The sequence below is a fragment of the Motilimonas cestriensis genome, assembly GCF_021295315.1.
GTDB classification, from domain to species: domain Bacteria; phylum Pseudomonadota; class Gammaproteobacteria; order Enterobacterales; family CBDFNC01; genus Motilimonas; species Motilimonas cestriensis.
Genome location: NZ_JAIMJA010000002.1, coordinates 220,508 through 246,865, shown reverse-complemented (window position 1 = coordinate 246,865; position 26,358 = coordinate 220,508). Strand labels below are relative to the sequence as shown.

Here is a 26,358-nt window from a genome sequence, read left to right as displayed (position 1 = left end):
ACATCTTTCATAATTGACATTTTATGGCGTTGCGCACACGTTTCTAGGCATAACTTTAGTATGCTATGAACGGCGATATGGATAGTCGAAATCAAACAAAGGGCCGTTGTGGCCCTTTTTTTTAAACTTAATTTTGAAGTGTTAAGGTTGAATAATGAAGGTAGAAGTCTGTATTGATAATTTTGAGTCGTTGCAAATAGCGCAGCGAGCGGGTGCTAGTCGAATTGAATTGTGTAGTGCGTTGGCTTTGGGTGGGATCACGCCGAATATGGGCTTTATTCAGCAAGCGGTAAAGTTTGCACAGATCCCCATTTATGTGATGATCCGCCCGCGTGCAGGCGATTTTTATTACAGTGAGGATGAGTTAGAAATCATGCTCAAAGATATTTACAACGCGAGAGTTGCCGGGGCTCAAGGTGTAGTGTTTGGCGTGTTGGATAAACAAGCTAATGTTGATCGCCAAGTACTAAAAGCACTCATGGAGCAGGCGGGGCAAATGGGGGTTACCTTTCACCGTGCCATAGACTTAGCGGGCAATTATGCAGCCGCTTTAGACACCATTATTGAGGCCGGATGTGAGCGTATTCTTACCTCGGGCCAAGCTGAGAATGCACTTAATGGCGTGAGTGTGATTAAAAAGATGGTACAGCAAGCTGGAACGCGTCTATCTGTGATGCCAGGCGCTGGTATCACTGCCAACAACGTAGCTGAAATTGTGTCATTAACAGGGGTTAATGAAGTACATCTTTCGGGTAAAACGACTCGCCCTAGTTATATGCACTTTCCAGCTTCGGCGGCCAAAATGGGCTCCATGGATGACTTTAACCTAGGGATTACTGGCGAAGAGAATATTAAATCTGTCTGCCAAGCGTTGAATTTGCCCGCGCCGCAATAAAACACCAATGCAGCCTTAAGATAGGCGAGCTAAGGTCGAAAAGTAAGATGGGATTTGTTAGACTGCTTTTTTTAAACAATCTGGAATAGATAATGTCTGAAAACAAATTCGCTTCAACAGAAGCAAAAGTAAGCTACGGTATTGGTCGTCAACTTGGTGAGCAACTTGCTGCAAACCCATTCGATGGTTTAGTTGTGACAGCAGTACAAGAAGGCTTAGCAGATGCATTTTCTGGTCTTGAGAGCCAAGTTGAAGAGTCTGCACTGCATGAAGCATTCCAGATCATTGCTGCTGAAATTCAAGCTAAGCAAGCAGAGCAAGGTAAAGAGTTAGCTGCAGCGGGTGAAGCGTTTCTAGCTGAAAATGCTAAGCGCGAAGGCGTAGTGGTAACAGCATCTGGTTTACAGTATGAAATCATCAATGCTGGCGAAGGTGAAAAACCAACGGCTGATTCTACTGTTCGTACTCATTACCACGGTCAGTTGGTAGATGGTACTGTATTCGACAGCTCAGTGCAGCGCGGCGAACCAGCTGAGTTCCCAGTAGGCGGTGTTATCGCTGGTTGGACTGAAGCACTACAACTTATGCCTGTTGGCGCAAAATACAAGCTATACATCCCACACGGTTTAGCTTACGGCGAGCGCGGTGCAGGTAATGCCATTGCACCTTTCTCGGCACTTGTGTTTGAAGTAGAGCTACTAGAAATCGTTGCTTAATTAGAGGCGATAAATAGTTAAAAAACCTAGCTTCGGCTAGGTTTTTTTATGCCTGTATTTTGTATCTATAAAAAAGCCCTGCATTGCAGGGCTTATGGTATTGGTTTAGTTTGGGCTAATTATAGCTTTTTCCAAACGCCCCATTGGCCGCCTGTGCCAGGCTCATCACCTCGGGTCCACCACTTAGCTTCATACGTTGCGCCTTTATGGCTTACTTGCATTTTGCCGGTGTAAACTTTATCTGCATCCCAAGCTGGAATACCCGGTACTGGCGTTGGCTCAGCAGTCGGTACTGGTGTTGGCTCAGCAGTCGGTACTGGCGTTGGCTCAGCAGTTGGTACTGGCGTTGGCTCAGCAGTTGGTACTGGCGTTGGCTCAGCAGTCGGTACTGGCGTTGGCTCGGCAGTCGGTACTGGCGTTGGCTCGGCAGTCGGTACTGGCGTTGGCTCAGCCGTTGGTACTGGCGTTGGTGTGGTCGTTACCACTTCTTCCCAAGGACCCCATTGTGCGGTGCCAGGCTCTTGGCCTTGGTTCCACCACTTAGCTCGCCAGTTTTTGCCATTATGGCCAACCAGTGCGCCTTTTTCATAGCTGAGAGCTGATTCCCATGCTTTTGCAGTTGGCTCGCCACCTTTTTTCTTATCAATTTTGAAAGTAAGGCTGCGACCTTCAGTGGTGTAAACGCTATTAGTTGTTGCGTCTTTTACTGGCGCGATATTACCGTTAGCGTCTGCTACCCCAACTTTAGCGAGCTGAGATTGGGCATTAATCGCAAGAGCTAAATCATAAGCCCATTGCTCTGGCGCTGTATTGGCTGCAGTAATGTCGAGACGAATCGTTTCCGCATCACTAAAGTTTTCATCAAATAGACGGAAAACAACATAGTCGCCAGCAACAAGTTCGGTATTCGCAATCAGATGGCCTGCATTTTCCCAACCTAAAATAGGTTGAACAAAGTCTACGTCGACACAAGTATAGAAAGCTTCAGGACTATCAGCACGTTGCCAAACATTATAAATAACGTGCTTACCATCGCGATCTGGTAGAGGACAGGTCATCTTGTAGCGTTTGTCAGCTTCTAATGGAACTTCTCCGCCTAAACGACAAAACTCTTCAAGATCAGTCCATTTTAAAGGCTCCAATGGATTGTAACCTGGCTTGGTGACGTAGAAGATCCAATCTTTGGTACGGTGTGGGGCTGGTTCTGCGTTAAAGATAAATTCGTAATTGCCATTTTCGTCGGCATGGATTGGCGTTGCAGACCAATCATTACGGACCAGATCAAGACCGTCATAGTAGCTGTTACCGCCACTACACAGCTTGCCATCAGGCACTACCGCTAAATGATCGCTGTTAGCGCCGCCTTGAGCGATGCCGCTCCAATCATAAAAAGTAGACTTGCCACTTACTTTAGATGCGGCTAAACAGGCTTCGTCTTGTAGATTTTCGATATCGCCTTGAGCACAGTTATAAACGCGGCTTAAAGGCTTTTCCATACTGCCGTGAGCAAGTACAGTTGAAGGGGTTAGTATTGCGCCAAGGGCAGCAATAATAGATGCACTTAGCATCCCTTTGTTAAATTTCATAACTATATCCTTTAGTTACGGTAAATTGAGAAAGGTTATTTATAAATACCATCAGGCTAGGGTGGCTAACCTTAGCCTCGGCTTATTGGCTAAATAAACCGAAAGGATATTTTCGATATTTATGGCTTACCTGTAAACAGTTTGTTTCAATTATGTGTGTTTTTTGCGCGATAGGTCGACATCTATCGTAATACCAGAGAAAAATGGCCGTTATTTTTTATGATTCAACTATTTTGCTTGGCGTAATTTTTAGGTAAACTGCGTGAAAATTGATTTAGATCAAAAAAACACGGAGAGCGCGCAGTGAGCAACGGCAATTTTAAAGAAGTCTACAATATTAAGCATTTTTTAGGTTTTATCTTGGCACTGGGTATTCCAACTCTCCCGTTGTCGTTAACCCTGATAAATATGTTTTCTTAATATCCCGTTGTTTACGTTAGCGGCGATCAAATAGAAAGGTGCTTAGGCGCCTTTTTTTGTGCCTGCTAATTATATTAAGTGGTGATAAAAGGGCTGAATTGATGTGATTTTATTGCTGAAAATAACGGTTTTGCATGAAAATTTGCCCCTAAGCGTAATAATTTAAACTTTTACTGTTTTTTCAGTGGTTAGTTTTTGCATAAAAATGCACACCTAAAGAAGTTTTATTTATGCCTACGGCAGTTGTTGCAGGTAGGCAAAGGGTTTTGTTCCTATTATTGTGTTGATATATGCTAGTTTTTTAGAGTAATAATCTATTCTTTGATGACGAATTGAATTTCTATAAATAAGCTTAAATTTCATTAGCCATGAAGGCCATTAATCTGTAAAATGCGCGCAATTTGCCAAATTTTATCACTGACACGCAAATGTGGGTTTTTGCATTGCTGTCTTTGAGTAAGTTTTTGTTTTTTATTGTTATTATTGCTTTTTATGGAGGTCATCTTGAGTAATTCCGCCATACTGGTCCTAGAAGATGGGACAGTATTTAAGGGCGTGTCTATCGGCGCCGCAGGTAGCTCAGTGGGTGAAGTTGTTTTTAATACTTCGATGACAGGTTATCAAGAGATCCTTACCGATCCTTCTTATGCCCGTCAAATCGTCACTTTGACTTACCCTCACATTGGTAACACTGGTACTAATGATGAAGATGAAGAATCCTCACAAATACACGCATGTGGCCTAGTCATCCGCGACTTACCTTTATTAGCAAGTAACTTCCGTAACCAAGCTTCTTTAAGTGAATACTTAAGCAAGCGTGGTGTCGTTGGTATTGCTGATATTGATACGCGTAAACTAACCCGTATTTTACGTGAAAAAGGCGCGCAAGCGGGCTGTATCATGGCGGGCGAAAGTCTTGACGAGGCGAAAGCTCTGGCTGAAGCGAAAGCGTTTCCTGGCCTAAAAGGCATGGATTTAGCAAAAGAAGTGACTTGCGACTCGGTGCATGAGTGGAAACAAGGTAGCTGGACGCTAACCGCTGGTTTACCAGCTGATGCGACTGATAGCCGTTTCCATGTGGTTGCATATGACTTTGGCGCCAAACGCAACATTTTGCGTATGCTTGTTGACCGCGGTTGTCGTCTTACTGTTGTGCCTGCGCAAACGCCAGCCAAAGATGTATTAGCAATGAACCCTGATGGCGTGTTCTTATCAAATGGCCCTGGTGACCCTGAGCCATGTACTTACGCCATTGAAGCAATTAAAGAAATTTTAACCACTGAGATTCCGGTATTTGGTATCTGTTTAGGTCACCAATTATTGGCTCTAGCCAGTGGCGCAAAAACAATAAAAATGAAATTTGGCCATCACGGTGCTAACCACCCAGTAAAAGACCAAGATCGTAATGTTGTGATGATCACCAGTCAAAACCACGGTTTTGCTGTGGAAGAAGCCGCATTACCAAATAACTTGCGTGCAACTCACAACTCATTGTTTGATGGTTCTTTACAAGGTATTCACCGCACCGATAAGCCAGCGTTTAGCTTCCAAGGTCACCCTGAAGCAAGCCCAGGCCCACATGATGCGGCACCATTGTTTGATCATTTCATTGAACTTATCGAAAAATATAAAGCGTAACTGAAAGGGTAAAGAGTCAGATGCCAAAACGTACTGATATAAAAAGTATACTTATAATAGGTGCTGGTCCAATCGTGATCGGCCAGGCTTGTGAATTCGACTATTCAGGTGCGCAAGCGTGTAAGGCGTTAAGAGAAGAAGGTTACCGTGTAATCTTAGTTAACTCTAACCCTGCTACTATCATGACCGATCCTGAAATGGCTGATGCTACTTATATCGAGCCAATTCACTGGGAAGTGGTTGCTAAAATTATTGAAAAAGAACGCCCTGATGCCATCCTGCCGACCATGGGCGGTCAAACGGCATTGAACTGTGCCCTTGAGCTTGAAAGTAAAGGCGTACTTAAAAAATTCAATGTTGAGATGATTGGCGCAACAGCTGACGCGATTGATAAAGCAGAAGACCGTAGTCGTTTCGACAAAGCAATGAAAAGCATTGGCCTAGAATGTCCACGTGCCGGTATTGCTCACTCAATGGAAGAAGCTTACGGCGTACTGGCTGAGGTTGGCTTTCCTTGTATTATTCGTCCATCTTTCACCATGGGTGGCTCAGGTGGCGGTATTGCTTACAACAAAGAAGAATTTGATGATATCTGTAGCGGCGGCTTAGATTTATCACCAACTAACGAACTGCTTATCGACGAATCTTTGATTGGTTGGAAAGAATATGAAATGGAAGTGGTTCGCGACAAGAACGACAACTGTATCATCGTTTGTTCTATCGAAAACTTCGATCCAATGGGGATCCACACCGGTGACTCGATCACCGTTGCTCCTGCGCAAACCCTAACCGATAAAGAATACCAATTGATGCGTAATGCGTCAGTGGCGGTATTACGAGAAATTGGTGTTGAAACAGGTGGTTCAAACGTACAGTTTGGTATTAATCCTGAAGATGGCCGTATGGTTATCATCGAGATGAACCCACGGGTATCACGTTCTTCAGCATTAGCATCGAAAGCTACGGGTTTCCCGATTGCGAAGATCGCGGCTAAGCTAGCGGTTGGCTTTACCCTTGATGAACTACAAAATGATATTACAGGTGGCGCAACGCCAGCATCATTTGAGCCAGCTATCGATTATGTTGTGACTAAGATCCCTCGCTTTAACTTTGAAAAGTTTGCGGGCTCAAACGATCGTCTAACAACGCAAATGAAGTCGGTTGGTGAAGTAATGGCTATTGGCCGCAACCAACAAGAGTCAATGCAAAAAGCACTCCGCGGCCTTGAAGTAGGCGCAACCGGCTTTGATTCTGTGGTTGACCTGCAAGACCCTAACGCGTTGGCTAAAGTGAAGCATGAGCTGCAAGACGCTGGTGCTGAGCGTATTTGGTACATCGGTGATGCTTTCCGTTTAGGTTTAACCTCTCAAGATGTATTCGATTTAACTAAGATTGATCTTTGGTTCTTAGTGCAAATTGAAGACTTGGTTAAAGAGGAGCAACGTTTAGCTGAAGATGGCTTTGCGGCGCTTGATGCAGAGCGTTTATATGCCCTTAAGCGTAAAGGTTTTGCGGATGCGCGTTTAGCGACAATTTTAGGCGTGTCTGAAGCCGAAGTGCGTAAGCTGCGTGATAAGTTTGACATTCATCCGGTTTATAAGCGTGTTGATACTTGTGCTGCTGAGTTCTCAACTAGCACGGCTTACATGTACTCTACTTATGATGAAGAGTGTGAAGCCCAGCCAACAGACAATGACAAGATCATGGTGATTGGCGGCGGTCCTAACCGTATTGGCCAAGGTATTGAATTTGATTACTGTTGTGTTCACGCCGCGCTTGCCGCTCGTGAAGATGGTTATGAAACCATTATGGTTAACTGTAACCCTGAGACAGTTTCAACGGATTATGACACATCAGATCGCTTATACTTTGAATCTATTACCCTTGAAGACGTATTAGAAATTGTCCGTTTAGAGAAGCCAAAAGGCGTTATCGTGCAATACGGTGGTCAAACGCCACTTAAATTAGCACGAGCCCTTGAAGCGGCTGGCGTACCTATTATTGGTACTTCTCCTGACGCGATTGACCGCGCAGAAGATCGTGAGCGTTTCCAGCAAGCCGTTGAGCGTTTAGGTCTGAAACAGCCAGAAAATGCGACAGTAACCACGGTTGAATCGGCAGTGGCTTGCGCTGAGAAAATCACTTACCCATTAGTGGTGCGTCCTTCTTATGTGCTTGGCGGTCGTGCGATGGAAATCGTATACGATGAGCAAGACTTACGTCGTTACTTTAATGAAGCGGTGTCTGTTTCCAACGAATCTCCAGTACTACTAGACCGTTTCTTAGACGATGCGATTGAAGTGGATGTGGATGCGATTTGTGACGGCGAAAACTTTGTTATCGGCGGCATCATGGAGCACATCGAGCAAGCAGGCGTTCACTCAGGTGATTCTGCGTGTTCATTACCGCCTTACTCGTTAAGTGCTGAAATTCAAGATGTGATGCGCGAACAAGCGCGCAAGCTAGCATTTGAATTAGGCGTAGTTGGCTTAATGAATATTCAGTTCGCGGTGAAAGATAACGAAGTTTACTTAATCGAGGTCAACCCACGTGCAGCTCGTACGGTGCCGTTTGTGTCTAAAGCCACAGGCGTGCCATTGGCTAAAGTGGCGGCACGCGTAATGGCGGGTCAAAGCTTGGTCGAGCAAGGTTTCACTGAAGAAGTGATTCCACCTTACTTCTCGGTTAAAGAAGTGGTATTGCCGTTCAACAAGTTCCCAGGTGTGGATCCTATCTTAGGCCCAGAAATGCGCTCAACAGGTGAAGTAATGGGTGTGGGTGATACGTTTGCCGAAGCCTATGCTAAAGCGGAACTAGGTGCAATTAAAGACGTGCCTAAGTCTGGCCGCGCATTATTGTCGGTTCGTGACTCGGACAAGAAGAAGGTTGCTAAACTAGCGGCTGAGCTGATTGAACTGGGTTATGAAATTGATGCGACTCATGGCACTGCTGTAGTATTAGGCGAAGCGGGTATTAACCCTCGTTTAGTTAACAAGGTGTCAGAAGGCCGTCCGCATATTTTGGACCGCATCAAAAATGGTGAGTACACTTATATTGTAAACACCACTGAAGGTCGTCAAGCAATTGAAGACTCTAAGCAGTTACGTCGCGCGGCACTGCGCGAAAAAGTGAACTACACCACGACAATTAATGGCGCGTTTGCTACTTGTCATGGTCACTCGGCTGATAACCGTGAGAAAGTGACATCGCTGCAAGAGCTACACCAGCGTGTACTAACGCGATAAGTTAACTGAAACTTATTGTTGAAAAGGTCGCTTAGGCGGCCTTTTTTATTGGCCGCAGGTGCAAGTTTGTTAATTTCATATTACAATGCGCCGATTATTACTCAGCTTGACTTGTTGGGCTTGCAGTTCCATTTCTAATTACTAAATAGGTTGTTAAGTATGAACCAATTCCCTATGACTGCTCACGGTGCAGCACTACTTCGTGAAGAATTGGAGCAGTTAAAAACAGTAAAACGCCCTGCTATTATTGAGGCGATTGCTGAAGCGCGTGAACATGGTGATTTAAAAGAAAATGCCGAATATCATGCTGCTCGTGAAGAGCAAGGTTTTTGTGAAGGTCGAATTCAAGAAATTGAAGGCAAGTTGTCTAATGCTCAGATCATCGATGTGACTAAAATCCCAAACCATGGCAAAGTGATTTTTGGCTCAACGGTGACCATCCTTAATACTGAAACCGATGCTGAAGTGACGTATCGCATTGTGGGGGATGATGAAGCTGATATTAAGAAAAACCAGATTTCTGTTAACTCACCGATCGCGCGCGGCCTAATTGCTAAGTCTGTCGATGATGTTGCCGTAATTAAAACACCTGGCGGTGAAGTTGAATTTGAAATACTTGAAGTGCAATACGTATAAAAAAGCCGGGTTGTAAAAAAGTAAAAAGGAGCGAGTGCTCCTTTTTTTATAGCTGGTTTATTTCTTTGGTAAGACGATTTTTTTGTCTTCGGTCGGACGATAAAGAACTAATGTATGGCCGATAGTTGTCACTTCTGCCGCGTTTGTTTCTCTGACGATAGCATCAATGATTAGGCGTTTTGTATCGCGGTCATCGGTGGCCACTTTAACCTTGATTAGTTCATGAATATTAAGGCTGTTGTCAATTTCAGCAATCACACCCTCAGTCAAACCGTTTTGGCCGAGTAATACAACAGGTTTTAACGAATGGGCTAAGCCTTTTAAGTATTGTTTTTGCTTTTTTGTTAAATTCATGGAGATTTCTTTTAAATAAGGGTTGAATTGCGCTTATTGTACCTCCATCTTTGTGCTAATACTAATAACTGCTCAATGAGGAATGAACAATGGCAAAAAGTACTAAGTCTGCCAGTTCAAAAAGGTGGTTAGATGAGCACGTTAACGATCATTATGTGCAAGAAGCGAATCGCTTAGGCTTACGCTCTCGAGCGGTATTCAAGCTAGATGAAATAAACAATAAAGATAAAATTATTAAAGCTGGCATGAGTGTGGTCGACTTAGGGGCCGCTCCCGGTAGCTGGTCCCACCGTTGTGCTGAAATAGTCGGTGATACAGGACAAGTGATTGCTTGTGACATTTTACCGATGGATGCCATTGCGGGGGTCGACTTTTTACAAGGTGACTTTCGCGAAGAAGTGGTGCTTAATGCCCTGCTTGAGCGGATCGGAGATAAAAAAGTAAATGTTGTGTTGTCAGATATGGCGCCCAACATGAGTGGCACCAGCCAAGTTGATCAGCCCCGAGCCATGTACTTGGTCGAGCTAGCACTGGATATGTGTCATCAAGTTTTGGCCAAAAATGGCAGTTTCGTCGTAAAGGTATTTATGGGCGAAGGATATGATGACTTTATCAAATCTGTCCGCACAGCATTTAATGTTGTTAAAACGAGAAAACCAGACTCTTCGCGAGCGCGCTCAAGAGAAGTCTATATTGTGGCTACTGGTTTCAAACTGTAGTAATCTTGGTATGTATTTAATTGTTAAAGAAGAGGTAGCACCTTGAGCGATATGGCTAAAAACCTAATCTTGTGGTTAGTGATCGCCGTTGTATTGATGTCGGTGTTCCAAAGTTTTAGCCCCGGCGAAGCCGGCGGTAAACAAATGGACTACACCACCTTCGTAAAAGAAGTGAGTCAGGGACAGATTCAAGAAGTCCGGATCAATGGTCAAGAAATTAATGGTACAAAGTCAAATAGAGAACGTTTTGTCACGTACATGCCGACGCGTGATCCAGATTTACTCAATGATTTAATTAATAACAATGTAAAAGTATTGGGCGAGCCGCCAGAAGAGCCTAGCTTGTTAACCTCTATTTTTATTTCTTGGTTCCCTATGCTGCTATTGATTGGCGTATGGGTGTTCTTTATGCGCCAAATGCAAGGCGGCGGCGGTAAAGGTGCCATGTCGTTCGGTAAGAGCAAAGCGCGCTTAATGGGCGAAGACCAAATTAAAACAACGTTTGCTGATGTTGCTGGTTGTGATGAAGCCAAAGAAGACGTTGCAGAGCTAGTTGATTACCTTAAAGACCCCAGTCGTTTCCAAAAACTGGGCGGTAAAATTCCAACGGGTATTTTATTGGTCGGTCCTCCGGGTACGGGTAAAACCCTATTAGCTAAAGCGATTGCTGGTGAAGCTAAAGTGCCTTTCTTTACTATCTCGGGCTCTGACTTTGTTGAAATGTTTGTCGGTGTCGGTGCATCTCGTGTGCGTGACATGTTTGACCAAGCAAAGAAATCGGCTCCTTGTATCATCTTTATCGATGAGATCGATGCAGTAGGCCGCCAACGTGGCGCTGGTTTAGGTGGTGGTCACGACGAGCGTGAGCAAACCTTGAACCAAATGCTGGTTGAGATGGATGGTTTTGAAGGTAACGAAGGCATTATTGTTATCGCTGCGACTAACCGTCCAGATGTGTTAGACCCAGCCTTGCTGCGTCCAGGTCGTTTTGACCGCCAAGTGGTCGTTGGTTTACCGGATGTACGTGGCCGTGAACAAATTCTTAAAGTGCACATGCGTAAAGTGCCGCTTGAAGGGGATGTTAATGCCGCGGTAATTGCACGTGGTACACCTGGCTTCTCTGGTGCAGATCTGGCTAACTTAGTTAACGAGGCTGCATTGTTTGCTGCTCGCGGTAACCGTCGTACGGTAACCATGGAAGAGTTTGAAAAAGCCAAAGACAAAATCATGATGGGCGCAGAGCGCAAATCAATGGTAATGACTGAGCACGACAAAGAGTCAACAGCATACCATGAAGCTGGTCATGCTATTGTTGGTCGCTTGGTACCTGAGCATGATCCTGTTTACAAGGTGAGTATCATTCCACGAGGCCGTGCCTTAGGTGTGACCATGTACTTGCCAGAACAAGATCGCGTGAGTTACAACAAACAACATCTTGAAAGTATGATCTCGAGTCTTTACGGCGGCCGCTTAGCGGAAGAGGTTATCTATGGTGTTGATAAGGTATCGACAGGTGCGTCAAACGACATTGAGCGTGCCACTGATTTAGCGCGTAAAATGGTTACGCAATGGGGTCTGTCAGAAAAGATGGGGCCATTGCTATACGCTGAAGAAGAAGGCGAAGTATTTTTAGGTCGCAGTGCTGCGAAAGTGAAGCATATGTCTGATGATACGGCGCGCTTGATTGACCAAGAAATTCGGATGCTGATTGATCGTAACTACGATCGCGCTCGTCAAATCTTGGAAGATAATATGGACATATTACATGCGATGAAAGATGCGCTGATGAAATATGAAACCATAGACGCAAAACAAATTGATGACTTAATGGAACGTCGTGAAGTTCGCGCCCCAGCCGAGTGGACCGAGGAAGGTCATGCAAAGCCTGCCGCTGAGCCAAGTGCGAAAGGCGAAGCGGCTGAGTCCAAAGATAGTGCTGATGAGGTAAAATCAGAAGAGGTTGACTCTGATTCAGCCAAGTCTGACAGTGTTCAGCTGGGCAAAAAAGACGACAACGATAAATCATCATTGTTGTAATAGCCTCGTTAATTAAAGATAAAAACCCGAGTTAGCTCGGGTTTTTTGTTTTCTGGCGTTTAACTATGCCATGTTAGGTAAAAGGTAGGATATACATGCAGCTCATCAGTGGTAATAGAACGTTAGATTTATCGACGCCGCAAGTTATGGGGATACTCAATGTTACCCCAGACTCTTTTTCTGATGGTGGACAATTCCAATTCTTTGAACATGCTATTAACCAAGCTAGCCAGATGGTACAGCAGGGCGCGGCCATTATCGATATTGGCGGCGAGTCGACACGTCCTGGTGCAGAGCCGGTCTCCCTTGATGAAGAGCTGTCTCGTACTATCCCAGTGATTGAAAAGATTGCCAACGATCTTGATGTGTGGATTTCTATCGACACCAGCAAAGCTCAGGTAATGAAAGAGGCAGTTGCAGCTGGCGCCCATTTAATTAATGATGTTTGTGCGTTGCAGGAAGAAGGTGCTCTTGAAGTAGCGGCGCAGTGCAAGGTGCCGGTTTGCTTAATGCATATGCAAGGTGCGCCGCGCTCAATGCAGGTTTCACCAAGTTATGAGGATGTGGCGAAAGACATCACTCGCTTTTTTATGCAGCGCATTTCGGCTTGTCGTGAAGCGGGGATCGACAAGTCCCAAATTATATTGGATCCAGGTTTTGGTTTTGGTAAAACTTTGGACCATAATTATCAATTATTACAGCGATTAAAGCAGTTTTCTGAGTTAGGTTATCCGCTGCTAACCGGCTTATCGCGTAAATCTATGTTTGGTGACTGGCTTGGTAGAACGGTTGAACAACGTTTAGCCGCCAGTTTAGCCGGCGTGTTGTTGTGTGCTCAGCAAGGTGCAAATATTGTTCGGGTGCATGACGTTCAAGAAACTTCAGATGTTCTGAAGGTATTAAAAAAAACCATTGAAAGTTAATTTATTTAACAGGTTTAAATCTAAGCTAAGGTCAGACAATAATGACAAGAAAATATTTTGGCACTGACGGAATTCGAGGCAAAGTAGGTGAGTATCCAATAACACCTGACTTTGCATTGAAACTTGGTTGGGCAGCAGGAAAGGTGCTGGCTAAACAAGGTACCAGGACGGTACTTATTGGCAAAGATACCCGCATTTCGGGATATATGTTGGAATCGGCACTTGAAGCAGGGCTATCTGCAGCAGGGTTAAGTGCTTCATTATTAGGCCCGATGCCAACGCCTGCGGTGGCTTATTTAACGCGTACATTTCGCGCTGAAGCGGGGATAGTGATTAGCGCATCTCACAATCCTTATTATGATAATGGTATTAAGTTTTTTTCGGCTGATGGTACTAAATTAGCGGACGAGATTGAATTGGCCATTGAAGAAGAACTCGAAAAGCCAATCAGTTGTGTTGACTCAGCTATGTTAGGCAAAGCTAAGCGCATTGCTGACGCCGCAGGGCGCTACATTGAGTTTTGTAAAAGCACCTTCCCAACTAAATATAACTTACGTGGCTTAAAAATTGTGGTGGACTGTGCCCATGGTGCCACTTATCACATTGCACCTAACGTATTACGTGAGTTGGGAGCTGAGGTTATTGAAATGGGCTGTCAGCCTGATGGTCTCAACATTAATGAGAAAGTGGGGGCGACTGATACGCGCGCATTAGCGCAGCGCGTATTAGACGAGTCAGCTGATGTTGGTATTGCATATGATGGTGATGGCGACCGCGTGATGATGGTTGACCACACCGGCTATGTCGTTGATGGTGACGAGATCCTTTATATTGTTGCCCGCGATGAGCTTCGTCGTGGTCGCCTTAAAGGTGGTGTGGTGGGCACTAAAATGTCCAATGTCGGCCTTGAGATAGCTTTTCAAACCTTAGGTATTCCATTTGTGCGCGCAGATGTTGGCGACCGATACGTGATGGAAAAAATGAAGCAAAAAGGCTGGCACTTAGGCGGCGAAAATTCAGGGCATATTATTTTTGCCGATCATGTGTCAACGGGTGATGGCATTGTCGCTTCATTGCAAGTGTTGGCGGCAATGCGCAGTCATGATTTAAGTTTGCATGATACGCGTCGTGGCTTGCAAATGTTTCCACAAGTGCTATTGAATGTGCGCTTTTCGGGTGAAAATAATCCACTGTTAGCACAAGGTGTGCAAGCTGAAGTCAGTCGAATTGAAGCAGAGTTAGGTGAGCGAGGTCGCGTGCTACTGCGCAAGTCGGGCACCGAGCCTTTGATCCGAGTAATGGTTGAAGGCGAGCATCTTGAAACGGTCAACGATTATGCGCAGTCTATCGTAGAGCAAGTTAAATTAGCTTGTGCAGACACTTAGGTGATTATTTAACCTTTACTGTGCAAATATTCTGTTATGGCGCTGCTTATTTAAGCGGTCGCCATTTTTGTCTCGAAATCTCGCATTAAGTCCTTGTCATTTTTTACTAGGTTAGTTACTATCAGCGCCGCTTCTGATGAGGGTTGTCCCTCATGACTATATGCAAAGCAAATTAATAGGTATGGAAAATGTTTGAGATATTACTGGTTATATATCTTTTAGTGTCCTTGGCTTTAGTTGGATTAGTTTTAATTCAGCATGGCAAAGGCGCAGATATGGGCGCGTCTTTCGGCTCAGGTTCGTCTCAAACGGTTTTCGGTGCCTCTGGCTCTGGCAACTTTTTAACACGTACTACTGCCGTTTTAGCAACGGTGTTTTTTGTGTTAAGTCTTGCTCTAGGCAACTTGTCTACAAGCCATACTAAAAAAGCGGATGAGTGGAGTGATTTATCAGCTCCAGCAGCCGAAGAAGTAGTTAACCCTGCTTCAGATGTACCTGTTGCCAATAGTGAATCTAGCAGCGACGTACCTCAGTAAAAAAATGCCGTGGTGGTGGAATTGGTAGACACGCCAGCTTGAGGGGCTGGTGTCCGTTAGGACGTGAGGGTTCAAGTCCCTCCCTCGGCACCAAGTTTTAAACAATCAATTTTCAGACAATTGATTGCATAGTGCGATTTACAGCGCTATAATCTCGCCAGTTTTCGGGCGCGGGGTGGAGCAGTCTGGTAGCTCGTCGGGCTCATAACCCGAAGGTCGTCGGTTCAAATCCGGCCCCCGCAACCAACTTTCAAATCTCTCTTCGAGAGGTTGCTTTAAGTAAAACGTTTCGTTTACTTAAAGCAATAGTTTTAAGCCAAGCTTAAATCACTGGAAAGTTTTAAAGCCCCGTTTACGGGGTTTTTTATTATCTGGTCGTTTAAAACGACTAAATACATGGGCTATAAAGCCCTTTTTTTGTTTCTGAAGGAGGCGTAATTGGCTGGTCTTGAACAAAAATTGACTGAAATGTTAGAGCCAAGCGTGACTGACCTAGGTTTCGAGTTGCTCGGCATTGAGTTCCACAATGCAGGTAAAAATTCGGTGTTGCGAGTTTATATTGATCATGAAAATGGCATTTTCGTGGAAAACTGCGCACAAGTGAGTCACCAAGTAAGTGCGATTTTAGATGTGGAAGATCCTATCTCATCTGAATATACCTTAGAGGTTTCCTCTGCTGGTATGGAAAGACCACTATTTAAAGTGGAACACTATCAGCAATTTATTGGTGAAGAAGTAAAACTGCAACTGCGCATGCCGATTACGAATCGTAGAAAATGGAAAGGTGTTATCAAAGCAGCTGAAAATGACCTGATTACTCTTGAAGTAGAAGGGCGTGAAGAGAGCTTTGCGATAAGTAACATTCAAAAAGCTAATATAGTTCCTAAATTTGACTAACGGGGCGATCAGGAATGAATAAAGAAATCTTACTAGTCGTAGATGCCGTATCCAATGAAAAAGCTGTTCCTCGTGAGAAGATTTTTCAGGCGCTAGAAAGTGCGCTGGCAACTGCAACCAAGAAGAAGTACGAAGGCGAAATTGAAGTTCGCGTTGAAATTGACCGTAAAACGGGTGAGTTTGAAACTTTCCGTCGTTGGTTAGTGGTTGCGCCTGACGTAGGCGTTGAGCATCCATACAGCGAAATAACCTTTGAAGCGGCTGAATATGAAAACCCAGAAGTACAAGTGGGCGATTATGTTGAAGACCAAATTGAATCGGTAAAGTTTGACCGTATTACCACTCAAACCGCGAAACAAGTGATTGTACAAAAAGTACGTGAAGCTGAGCGTTCGATGGTAGTAGAGCAATACCAAGAACAAGAAGGTGAGTTAATCACGGGTGTGGTGAAAAAAATCAGCCGCGAAACCTTAGTAATGGACTTGGGTAACAATGCTGAAGCCGTTATTTTACGTGATGAAATGTTACCGCGTGAAAACTTCCGCCCAGGCGACCGCGTTCGTGGTTTATTGTTTTCAGTTCGTCCTGAAGCACGCGGAGCACAATTATTTGTCAGCCGTAGCCGCCCTGAAATGTTGATCGAATTATTCCGTTTGGAAGTGCCAGAAATTGGCGAAGAGATGATCGAAATTAAAGGCGCCGCTCGCGATCCAGGTTCACGCGCTAAGATTGCGGTGAAAACCAATGACAAGCGTATCGACCCTATCGGTGCTTGTGTTGGTATGCGTGGCGCACGTGTACAAGCGGTGACCAGTGAGCTAGGTGGTGAGCGTATCGATATCGTGCTATGGGATGATAACCCAGCACAGTTTGTTATTAACGCGATGGCGCCTGCTGAAGTGGCTTCTATTGTTGTCGATGAAGACTCTCACAGCATGGACATTGCTGTAGAAGCCGACAACTTAGCACAAGCCATTGGCCGTAATGGTCAAAATGTACGATTAGCCTCACAACTAACTGGTTGGGAGCTAAACGTAATGACGGTAGCGGATCTGCAAGAGAAACATCAAGCTGAAGCGGATAAAGTGATTACTTTATTTGTAAACAGCTTAGACATTGATGATGACTTTGCAACCTTGCTTGCCGAAGAAGGCTTTAGTACGTTAGAAGAAATTGCTTACGTACCCGTTAATGAGCTGATGGAGATTGACGGTTTAACTGAAGAAATCGTTGAACAACTTCGTGAGCGCGCAAAAGGTGTATTAACGACTAAAGCACTTGCTGATGAAGAAAACCTAGAAGGTGCCGAGCCAGCTGCTGATCTGCTTGCCCTTGAAGGTTTAGATGAACATTTAGCTTATGTATTAGCGAGCAAGGGTGTTGTGACTCTTGAAGATTTAGCTGAGCAAGGCGTCGATGATATCAGTGAAATAGATGGGTTAGATGAGCAAAAAGCAGGTGAGCTAATTATGGCAGCCCGCAATATTTGTTGGTTTAGCGATGAAGCATAATTAGGTCAGCGGAGGAAATAATACCAATGGCAGAAGTAAGTATTGAAACCCTTGCCAACGAAATTAGTACGCCGGTTGATCGTTTAGTTCAACAGTTTGCTGATGCGGGCATCAAAAAAACAACCAGTGATAAAGTAACAGAAGATGAAAAACAAACGTTACTTAATCACTTATCAAAGCAACATGGTGGTAAAGCCGAACCAAGCCGCATGACGCTGCAGCGTAAAACGAAAACCACTTTAAACGTGCCTAGCACGGGTGGTAAGCAAAAAGCGGTACAAGTAGAAGTACGTAAAAAGCGTACCTACGTTAAGCGCAGTGCAGCAGATGAAGAGGCGCGTTTAGCAGAAGAAGCACGCTTAGCAGAAGAAGCTAAAGCACAGGCGGAAGCCGCGGCTAAAGCAGAAGCAGAGGCGAAAGCTAAAGCAGCGGAAGCAGCTAAAGCAAAGGCTGAAGCAGAAGCAAAAGCGAAACCGAAACCGGTTGAAAAAGCGCCAGTGAAGAAAGCGGAAGCGCCAAAAGTAAAATCAAAAGCGGAATCTATGACCCCAGAGCAACAAGCAAAAGCGAAAGAAGAAGCGGAGCTGTTGAAAAAAGCAGAACAAGCGGCTTTATTGAAAGCAGAGCAAGAAGCGGAAGCTTTGGCTCAAGAAGCGAAGAAACTAGCTGAAGTAAATGCGAAGCGTTGGGAAGAAGAAGAAGCGAAACGCAAGCGTGATGAAGAACAAGCCGATCACCATGTGACAACCTCTCTAGCAGCACGAGCAGCAGAAGATAAAGTGGATTCTCAAGCCGAAGGTCAAGGCCGTCGTCGTAAGAAAAAACCGCGTAAAGATGAGCCGACTCCTCATCGTAATGCCAAAGGTAAGCGTGGTAAGCGCCAACCGCTAGCACCATCTTCAATGCAACACGGTTTCCAAAAGCCAGCCGCGCCAGTTGAGCGTGATGTGAAAATTGGTGAAACTATCAGTGTGGCAGAGCTTGCTAACAAAATGGCTGTCAAAGGCGTTGAAGTTATCAAAGCGATGATGAAGATGGGCGCCATGGCGACTATCAACCAAGTGATTGACCAGGAAACAGCGGCACTAGTGGCTGAAGAAATGGGTCATAAAGTTATTCTTACTAAAGAAAACGAACTTGAAGAACAAGTAATGGCAGAAGCACAAGGCAACCTAGAGCTAGCTCCTCGTGCGCCTGTTGTAACTATCATGGGTCACGTTGACCACGGTAAAACATCACTACTTGATTACATTCGTCGTGCTACCGTTGCTGAAGGCGAAGCCGGCGGTATTACTCAACATATCGGTGCATACCACGTTGATACCGAAGGTGGCATGATCACTTTCCTAGACACACCTGGTCACGCCGCGTTTACCGCTATGCGTTCACGTGGTGCGAAAGCAACGGATATCGTTATCTTGGTTGTTGCAGCAGACGATGGCGTAATGCCACAAACTATCGAAGCGATTCAGCATGCGAAAGCCGCTGGCGTACCTTTGATTGTTGCTGTGAACAAAATGGATAAAGAAGCGGCAGACCCAGATCGCGTTAAAACTGAACTATCACAACATGAAGTTATCTCAGAAGAATGGGGTGGCGATAACATGTTCGTACACGTATCAGCGAAAGCCGGTACTGGTATTGATCAGTTACTCGAAACTATTTTGCTTCAAGCTGAAGTACTTGATTTACAAGCTTCTCCTGTTGGTCCTGCGTCAGGTGTGGTGATTGAATCGCGCCTAGATAAAGGTCGTGGTCCAGTGGCTTCTGTATTAGTACAGCAAGGTGAACTGAAGCGCGGCGATATCGTGCTATGTGGTCTTGAATACGGCCGCGTTCGTGCGATGCGCGATGAAAACGGCGTTGAAATTGAAGTAGCAGGTCCTTCTATTCCAGTTGAGATTTTAGGTCTTTCTGGTGTGCCAAGTGCCGGTGATGAAGCGACTGTTGTTAAAGATGAGAAGAAAGCACGTGAAGTTGCGCTTTACCGTCAAGGTAAATTCCGCGACGTGAAATTGGCTCGTCAACAGAAAGCGAAACTTGAAAACATGTTTACTAACATGGAAGCTGGTGAGATTTCTGAGCTTAACGTGGTACTAAAAGCCGACGTACAAGGTTCATTGGAAGCGATTTCAGATTCGTTGAGCAAACTGTCTACTGAAGAAGTTAAAGTAAATATTATCGGCCGTGGTGTGGGTGGTATTACTGAAACAGACGCATCACTAGCTGCTGCATCAAACGGTATTATCTTAGGCTTTAACGTACGTGCGGATGCAACAGCGCGTCGTTTAATCCAGTCTGAAAGCGTTGATTTACATTACTACAGCGTTATCTACGACCTGATTGATGAAGTTAAAGCGGCGATGTCTGGTTTATTAGCGCCAGAGTTCAAGCAAGAAATCATTGGTCTTGCGCAGGTGCGTGATGTATTTAAATCACCTAAGATTGGTGCAATCGCAGGTTGTATGGTGACTGAAGGTATCGTGAAGCGCAGCGCGCCAATTCGTGTACTACGTGAAAACGTGGTTATTTACGAAGGTGAGCTAGAATCACTACGTCGCTTTAAAGATGACGTACAAGAAGTGCGTAACGGCATGGAATGTGGTATCGGCGTGAAGAACTACAACGATGTTCGCGTAGGCGACCAAATCGAAGTATTTGAAACTGTTGAAGTTAAACGCTCCTTATAAATAGCCTGCTATAACAGGTTATATGAAGGGGGCTATAAGCCCCCTTCTTAACATAGGTCGTTTAATTTTATCGGCCAGTAGAGAGAAATAAAATGGCAAAAGAATTCAGCCGTTCACAACGAGTGGCGCAGCAAATTCAAAAAGAAATTGCAGGTATTTTACAACGCGATGTAAAAGACCCACGTATCGGAATGGTAACCGTATCCAGTGTTGAAGTAAGCCGTGACTTAGCTTACGCCTCGGTGTACGTCACTCTATTTAATTTAGAAAATGACAGCGTTGAAGAGTCGATGAAAGGCCTCAGCGAAGCTTCTGGCTACGTACGTATGTTAGTCGGTAAAGCGCTGCGTTTACGTATCGTACCTGAAATTAAATTTGTCTATGACAATTCACTTGTGGAAGGTCTGCGTTTATCTGGTTTAGTCAGTGAAGCGATTAATAAAGATAAGCAAAAACAAAAAGATTCAGGTCGCGACGAGGAAGAGTAATGGGTAGACGAGGCAAGGCAAAGGGCCGTAATGTAAATGGCGTTTTATTGTTAGATAAGCCGACTGGTATTTCATCCAATGATGCGTTACAAAAAGTAAAACGTATTTACTATGCCGCAAAAGCAGGGCACACCGGTGCCCTTGATCCACTTGCAACAGGCATGCTACCCATCTGTTTAGGTGAAGCCACCAAGTTTTCTCAATACTTACTTGATTCTGATAAGCGCTATGTGGTTACAGCTAAGCTAGGTGTACGAACCACTACCAGTGATTCAGATGGTGAAGTGGTCAGTGAAAAGCCGATTACGTTTACCCATGCACAATTGATTGATGCCCTTGATACCTTCCGCGGCGACATTATGCAAATTCCTTCCATGTACTCTGCGTTGAAGTACCAAGGTCAGCCTTTGTATAAGTATGCCCGTGAAGGCATTGAAGTGCCTCGTGAAGCGCGCCCTATTACCGTGTATGAGCTGAAATTATTACGCTTTGAAGGTGATGAACTTGAGCTTGAAGTGCATAGCAGTAAAGGTACCTACATCCGTACTATTGTTGATGACTTAGGCGAGTTACTTGGTTGTGGGGCACACGTGATCCAGTTACGCCGCACCCAAGTGAGTAAATACCCTTACGAGCGTATGCTTACTCTAGAGCAATTGGAATGTATTTTGGAACAAGCTCGTGACAGCGACACGTTGCCAAGTGATGTACTTGATCCATTATTACTGCCATTAGATACCGCGGTTGAAGATTTACCGGAAGTGAACATGCCGGAAGTGGTTGCTGAATACGTCAAACATGGCCAGCCAGTGCAAGTTTCTGGTGCACCGACCTCGGGTTTAGTGCGTATGACCGTGGGCCCTGAACGTTTGTTTATCGGCGTCGGTGAAATCAACGATGACGGCCTAGTTGGCCCGAAACGTATGGTTAATTATTAAGGGTTAACCACTGTGGATTTATTTTGTCTTTATCCTTGTGTTTAGCGAGGGTGGCAGGTAAAATCCGCGACTCATTTTGCAGCTGAATTAGTGATTGGCTGCAATTAATTTTAAATCTCAATATTATTGGAGTAGTTATGTCACTAAGTGCAGAAGCTAAAGCAACAATCGTTGCAGAATACGCGACTAAAGAAGGCGACACTGGTTCACCAGAAGTACAAGTTGCACTGTTAACCACACAGATCAACCACTTACAAGGTCACTTCAAAACGCATATCCACGATCACCACAGCCGTCGTGGTCTACTACGTATGGTTAGCCAACGTCGTAAGCTTCTAGATTACCTAAAGCGTAAAAATGCAGAGCGTTACACTGCACTTATCGCTAAATTAGGTCTGCGTCGTTAATTTCGACTCATATCTGGAAAAAGGAGCCACATGGCTCCTTTTTTTGATCTTATCTATGTTATCTCTCCCCGAATTTCGCGTTTTTTGCTCTGCAACAAAAAAAAGCGTTGCAATTGTCGTAAGCCTACTTTGAATAATATGATTTCAAAAACTTATACAGTATACTTAGTCGCGAAATTAACGACCCCAAATTAAAGGATGATTCATGCTGAATCCGATTGTTAAAACCTTCCAGTATGGCGAACATACTGTCACTCTTGAAACGGGCGCTATCGCTCGTCAAGCTACTGCTGCCGTAATGGTTAGCATGGACGATACTGCTGTTTTTGTATCTGTTGTTGGCAAAAAAACGGCTGATCCAAGCCGTGACTTCTTCCCTCTAACAGTAAACTACCAAGAAAAAACGTACGCAGCGGGTAAAATCCCTGGTGGTTTCTTCAAACGTGAAGGCCGTCCAAGTGAAGGCGAAACTCTAACGGCACGTTTAATCGATCGTCCAATCCGTCCATTGTTCCCTGAAGGTTTCAAAAACGAAGTACAAATCGTATGTACAGTGGTTTCTGTTAACCCTGAAGTTCACCCTGATCTTGTTGCTATGATTGGTGCATCTGCAGCTCTTGCTATTTCAGGCATGCCATTTGGCGGCCCGATTGGTGTAGCGCGCGTGGGTTACAAAGACGGTGAATACTTACTGAACCCAACTAAAACTGAGCTTGAAACGAGCCAATTAGACCTCGTAGTTGCAGGTACTAAAGACGCTGTGTTAATGGTTGAATCTGAAGCTGAACTTCTGCCTGAAGACGTAATGCTAGGCGCGGTTGTATATGGCCACGATGAGCAACAAAAAGTAATCTCTGCCATCAATGAGTTTGCTGCTGAAGTTGCGACGCCTGCATGGGAGTGGGTTGCACCAGTTGAAAACACGGCGCTAAAAGACAAAATTAAAGCGTTGGCTGAAGCTAAGCTAATCGAAGCTTACCAAATCAGTGAAAAAGCGAAACGTTACGACGTTATTTCTGCTATCACTGCTGATACCGTGGCACAACTAGTTGCTGAAGACGAAACAGTTGATGCCAAAGAAGCGGCTGAAATTGTACATGACGTTGAAAAAACAGTGGTACGTACCCGTATCATTGATGGTGCACCGCGTATCGATGGTCGTGAACCAGATACAGTTCGTGCCCTAGACGTGAAAACAGGCGTATTGCCACGTACTCACGGTAGCTCGCTATTCACTCGTGGTGAAACACAAGCGCTAGTTGTTTGTACACTAGGTACAGAGCGCGATGCACAAAACATCGACTCACTGATGGGTGAGAAGAAAGATTACTTCATGCTGCACTACAACTTCCCTCCATACTGTGTAGGTGAAACAGGCATGATCGGCTCACCTAAGCGTCGTGAAATTGGTCACGGCCGTTTAGCTAAGCGTGGTGTACAAGCGGTAATGCCAACACTGGCTGAATTCCCATACACAGTGCGTATCGTATCTGAAATTACTGAATCAAATGGTTCGTCTTCAATGGCGTCTGTTTGTGGTAGTTCACTTGCGCTAATGGATGCGGGTGTACCACTTAAAGCATCTGTTGCTGGTATCGCGATGGGTCTAGTGAAAGAAGGCGATAAATTCGTGGTTCTTTCTGACATTCTAGGTGATGAAGATCACTTAGGTGACATGGACTTTAAAGTAGCGGGTAGTAGTGAAGGTATTACTGCACTGCAAATGGATATCAAGATCGAAGGTATCACTCGCGAAATTATGGAAGTGGCACTAACGCAAGCGCGCGGTGCACGTCTACATATCTTGCAAGTGATGGACCAAGCTATTTCCGGTGCGCGCACTGAAATTTCTGAATTCGCGCCGCGTATCCACACTATCAAGATCAATCCAGAGAAAATCCGTGACGTTATTGGTAAAGGTGGCGCAACAATCCGTCAGCTTACTGAAGAAACAGGTACGACTATCGAGATTGATGATAACGGTACCGTTAAAATTGCAGCGACTGATGGTGAGCAAGCAAAAGACGCGATTCGTCGTATTGAAGCCCTAACAGCTGAAATCGAAGTGGGTCGTATCTACGAAGGTAAAGTAGTGCGTCTAGCTGACTTCGGTGCATTTGTAAACATCCTTCCAGGTAAAGATGGCTTAGTGCACATTTCACAAATCTGCCAAGAGCGTGTTCAGAACGTATCTGACCACCTTAAAGAAGGCGATGAAGTGAAAGTTAAAGTACTAGAAGTAGACCGCCAAGGCCGTGTACGTCTAAGTATTAAAGAAGCGCAAGCAGATGTAGCGCCCGCAGCTCCTGCTGCAGAAGCGCCTGCTGCTGAGTAATTAGCAGCCGCTAACTGAATACCAAAGGGGGTCTTCGGACCCCCTTTTTTTTACTTTAATTTCTTTACTTTACCCCGCGGATAAGCCAGTCTCTGCATACGTAAATGCTTGTATCATTCATTTAACCCGCAGCGATACTTATTGAGATACAAGTGCGATTGGAGGAAATTCATGAAGAAAGTTTTACTGGCTCTATTAGCAGCTAGCGCGATGTTAACCGGTTGTGCTAATAACAATGCATCTGAGCGAGGCTCCCAGTCACTGGTTTTAGCTATTCCCCTGCAAGTGACCTATCAAAGCGAATTAAAACTGATCCGTCTTGGCCAAATGATCAACTCGCCTGATGTTGATTCAGAAAAGTTAGCTGTGCTGTTTTATGAACGCGGCGCAACATATGATCAGTTAGGCATGACGTCGTTGGCGCGGTTTGATTTTAACCAAGCGATAAAAGTGAAGCCGGATTTTGCTGAAGCTTATAATTATCTCGGCGTGTATTTAACACAGATGCAAGAATTTGATGAATCGTTTGAAGCCTTTGATTCTGTGCTGGAGCTGCAACCCGATCATCAGTATGCCTACATGAACCGAGGTATTGCACTTTCTTATGCCGGCGCTCATGAGCTGGCGGTTGCTGATTTAAAAACCTTTGTTTCGTTTGAGCCAGCAGAGCCATATCGTAATATTTGGCTATATCTGGCCGAGCAACATGTTTCACCCGAAGCTGCAATGGCGCGATTAAAGGCGAACCAAGCTAAATATCAAACGGCAGACTGGGGTTGGCGTATTGCTGATTTTTATACCGGTAAAATAGACGAAGCCACTTATATCAGCTCTTTATCTCAAGGGATAGAAAACAATCAGTCATTGGCTGAGCGTTTATGTGAAGCGTATTTTTATTTAGGTAAATGGTATCAGGCGCAAGGCAACGATGTGCTCGCGGCTAGCTTTTACAAGCTGTCGTTATCTAACAATGTGTATGAATTTATCGAGCATAAATATGCGCTGTTAGAGCTTGATTTATTAGCGCTTAAGCATAATCCGAATCGTTAATAGCGAAACTGAATATTGAATATTGAATATCAGGGAGCATTAACGCTCCCTTTTTTATGGTTTGTACCACTGCTAAACGTGCTGCGCTAAGCCGGCAATTTGGTGCCAGTAACCGTTACACTCTTTGCTTTCTAATGAATAAGCTTGGTAACCGTTAAGCTGTTGCTTAAACTGAGTCGGTACCGATAAACTTGCCATACTTTCAGGGCTGACTCGGACAATATCGGCTAGTGTGGCTAATTGCGGCACTTCATTTAACAGGTTGTATCTCAGCCCTGACTGGGTTTGAATGCCATTGAGTACAAAGAGATCTTGGTTTTCTTGGCTGCGCATTGTACGCCCTTGCGGGTAGTTAATGCAGCATAGCTCGCAATCATCTTTGGCTTTATTTTCACTGCGGGCAGTAAAACAGCGGGCTGAGTAGGCCAATGGCATATGGCCCCAAGCAAACACTTCTACTTCAAACTGGTCACGAATGCCTAACTGCTGGCAATCTTGTAATAAAGTGCGTAGCCAGTCACCAGAGAGCTCTACGGGCATCACCCAACGCGTCATTCCTTTGCCAAGCAAAAACTGGATAACATTAGCGTTATAGCAATTAATTGCTGGGCCACAAACAAAGGGCACAGCGTATTCTGAGAGTAGTTGTACTGCGCCTAAATCATTTGCTTCGACCATGAACTGTTGATTTTCGCAGAGCTCTTTAAGCACCCTCACTTCTGATGGCGCTTCCAGTAATGCCATGGTCGATAGCACAATTTGTTTATCAGTGTTGTCTGCCAGTTGTTTGGCCAGCGCTAGCCAGTCTTTACTTTTTAACTCACGGCGCTTACTACACACCGTTTCGCCTAAATAAATAATATCGGCGTCGCTATCTTGTGCTTGTTGATAAAAGTCAGCGACAGTTTGTTTTGGCCAGAAATATAATATTGGCCCGAGAGATACTTTCATG

21 protein-coding genes and 2 tRNA genes are annotated in these 26,358 nt (G+C 44.8%); 20 read left to right on the top strand and 3 right to left on the bottom strand.

The annotated features are described in order from the left end of the window. Positions 1-154 precede the first annotated feature (154 nt). Both K6Y31_RS02865 and bamJ read left to right on the top strand, forming a co-directional pair. Positions 155-895 (top strand): copper homeostasis protein CutC, encoded by a 741-nt coding sequence (locus K6Y31_RS02865; protein ID WP_233051332.1) that lies wholly within the window; start codon positions 155-157, stop codon positions 893-895. A gap of 92 nt (positions 896-987) precedes the next feature. Continuing rightward, positions 988-1,611, top strand: a complete 624-nt coding sequence (bamJ, locus tag K6Y31_RS02860; protein WP_232803529.1) for a BamJ family beta-barrel-assembly machinery protein — start codon at positions 988-990, stop codon at positions 1,609-1,611. Between the two features lie 119 nt (positions 1,612-1,730). On the opposite strand, the gene K6Y31_RS02850 is transcribed toward bamJ, so the two are convergent. Continuing rightward, positions 1,731-3,197 (bottom strand): lytic polysaccharide monooxygenase, encoded by a 1,467-nt coding sequence (locus K6Y31_RS02850; RefSeq protein WP_282560142.1) that lies wholly within the window; start codon positions 3,195-3,197, stop codon positions 1,731-1,733. Positions 3,198-4,109: 912 nt separating this feature from the next. Here K6Y31_RS02850 and carA point away from each other — a divergent pair. The 3 genes from carA to greA all read left to right on the top strand — a co-directional run bounded on the left by carA (position 4,110) and on the right by greA (position 9,136). Further along, positions 4,110-5,255, top strand: a complete 1,146-nt coding sequence (gene carA, locus K6Y31_RS02845; RefSeq protein WP_233051331.1) for a glutamine-hydrolyzing carbamoyl-phosphate synthase small subunit — start codon at positions 4,110-4,112, stop codon at positions 5,253-5,255. A gap of 20 nt (positions 5,256-5,275) precedes the next feature. Continuing rightward, a complete protein-coding gene (carB, locus tag K6Y31_RS02840) occupies positions 5,276-8,500 on the top strand; it encodes a carbamoyl-phosphate synthase large subunit (RefSeq protein WP_233051330.1) in 3,225 nt (1,074 codons plus the stop codon). A 159-nt stretch (positions 8,501-8,659) separates the two neighbouring features. Then, positions 8,660-9,136: a transcription elongation factor GreA gene (gene greA / locus K6Y31_RS02835; RefSeq protein ID WP_232803531.1), complete on the top strand. Its 477-nt coding sequence runs from the start codon at positions 8,660-8,662 to the stop codon at positions 9,134-9,136. Positions 9,137-9,193: 57 nt separating this feature from the next. Here greA and yhbY read toward each other — a convergent pair whose 3' ends face one another. After that, positions 9,194-9,490 (bottom strand): ribosome assembly RNA-binding protein YhbY, encoded by a 297-nt coding sequence (gene yhbY / locus K6Y31_RS02830; RefSeq protein ID WP_233051329.1) that lies wholly within the window; start codon positions 9,488-9,490, stop codon positions 9,194-9,196. 89 nt (positions 9,491-9,579) lie between these two features. On the opposite strand from yhbY, the gene rlmE reads away from it, so the two are divergent. The 15 genes from rlmE (at position 9,580) to nlpI (ending at position 25,406) form a co-directional block, all read left to right on the top strand. Beyond that, complete coding sequence (gene rlmE / locus K6Y31_RS02825) at positions 9,580-10,209, top strand: 23S rRNA (uridine(2552)-2'-O)-methyltransferase RlmE (RefSeq protein WP_233051328.1); 630 nt, start codon at positions 9,580-9,582, stop codon at positions 10,207-10,209. Positions 10,210-10,251: 42 nt separating this feature from the next. Next, positions 10,252-12,246 carry an ATP-dependent zinc metalloprotease FtsH gene (ftsH, locus tag K6Y31_RS02820; protein ID WP_282560141.1) on the top strand — a complete coding sequence of 665 codons (1,995 nt, stop codon included), beginning with the start codon at positions 10,252-10,254 and terminating at the stop codon, positions 12,244-12,246. A 95-nt stretch (positions 12,247-12,341) separates the two neighbouring features. Continuing rightward, positions 12,342-13,169, top strand: a complete 828-nt coding sequence (folP, locus tag K6Y31_RS02815; protein WP_233051326.1) for a dihydropteroate synthase — start codon at positions 12,342-12,344, stop codon at positions 13,167-13,169. 41 nt (positions 13,170-13,210) lie between these two features. Then, positions 13,211-14,554, top strand: coding sequence for a phosphoglucosamine mutase (gene glmM / locus K6Y31_RS02810; protein ID WP_251080743.1), 1,344 nt, complete (start codon positions 13,211-13,213; stop codon positions 14,552-14,554). 188 nt (positions 14,555-14,742) lie between these two features. Then, the gene (gene secG / locus K6Y31_RS02805) at positions 14,743-15,090 is read left to right on the top strand and encodes a preprotein translocase subunit SecG (RefSeq protein ID WP_233051325.1); all 348 of its coding nucleotides are present in this window, start codon (positions 14,743-14,745) and stop codon (positions 15,088-15,090) included. Between the two features lie 6 nt (positions 15,091-15,096). Continuing rightward, positions 15,097-15,183 (top strand) — tRNA-Leu (locus K6Y31_RS02800). A 76-nt stretch (positions 15,184-15,259) separates the two neighbouring features. After that, a tRNA-Met gene (locus K6Y31_RS02795) sits at positions 15,260-15,336 on the top strand. A gap of 192 nt (positions 15,337-15,528) precedes the next feature. Next, the gene (rimP, locus tag K6Y31_RS02790) at positions 15,529-15,987 is read left to right on the top strand and encodes a ribosome maturation factor RimP (protein WP_233051324.1); all 459 of its coding nucleotides are present in this window, start codon (positions 15,529-15,531) and stop codon (positions 15,985-15,987) included. Positions 15,988-16,001: 14 nt separating this feature from the next. Beyond that, the gene (gene nusA / locus K6Y31_RS02785) at positions 16,002-17,498 is read left to right on the top strand and encodes a transcription termination factor NusA (RefSeq protein ID WP_233051323.1); all 1,497 of its coding nucleotides are present in this window, start codon (positions 16,002-16,004) and stop codon (positions 17,496-17,498) included. Positions 17,499-17,524: 26 nt separating this feature from the next. Then, positions 17,525-20,188, top strand: coding sequence for a translation initiation factor IF-2 (infB, locus tag K6Y31_RS02780; RefSeq protein WP_233051322.1), 2,664 nt, complete (start codon positions 17,525-17,527; stop codon positions 20,186-20,188). A gap of 92 nt (positions 20,189-20,280) precedes the next feature. Beyond that, positions 20,281-20,676: a 30S ribosome-binding factor RbfA gene (gene rbfA / locus K6Y31_RS02775; protein ID WP_233051321.1), complete on the top strand. Its 396-nt coding sequence runs from the start codon at positions 20,281-20,283 to the stop codon at positions 20,674-20,676. Then, positions 20,676-21,614 (top strand): tRNA pseudouridine(55) synthase TruB, encoded by a 939-nt coding sequence (gene truB, locus K6Y31_RS02770; RefSeq protein WP_233051320.1) that lies wholly within the window; start codon positions 20,676-20,678, stop codon positions 21,612-21,614. The genes rbfA and truB overlap by 1 nt, the downstream gene beginning before the upstream one ends. Before the next feature lie 137 nt (positions 21,615-21,751). After that, positions 21,752-22,021: a 30S ribosomal protein S15 gene (gene rpsO, locus K6Y31_RS02765; protein WP_233051319.1), complete on the top strand. Its 270-nt coding sequence runs from the start codon at positions 21,752-21,754 to the stop codon at positions 22,019-22,021. A 208-nt stretch (positions 22,022-22,229) separates the two neighbouring features. Next, complete coding sequence (gene pnp, locus K6Y31_RS02760; protein WP_233051443.1) at positions 22,230-24,356, top strand: polyribonucleotide nucleotidyltransferase; 2,127 nt, start codon at positions 22,230-22,232, stop codon at positions 24,354-24,356. Between the two features lie 171 nt (positions 24,357-24,527). Then, on the top strand, positions 24,528-25,406 hold the full coding sequence (gene nlpI / locus K6Y31_RS02755; protein ID WP_233051318.1) for a lipoprotein NlpI: 879 nt from the start codon (positions 24,528-24,530) through the stop codon (positions 25,404-25,406). Positions 25,407-25,478: 72 nt separating this feature from the next. Here nlpI and K6Y31_RS02750 read toward each other — a convergent pair whose 3' ends face one another. Beyond that, positions 25,479-26,357, bottom strand: a complete 879-nt coding sequence (locus K6Y31_RS02750) for a U32 family peptidase (RefSeq protein ID WP_233051317.1) — start codon at positions 26,355-26,357, stop codon at positions 25,479-25,481. Position 26,358: the final 1 nt, after the last annotated feature.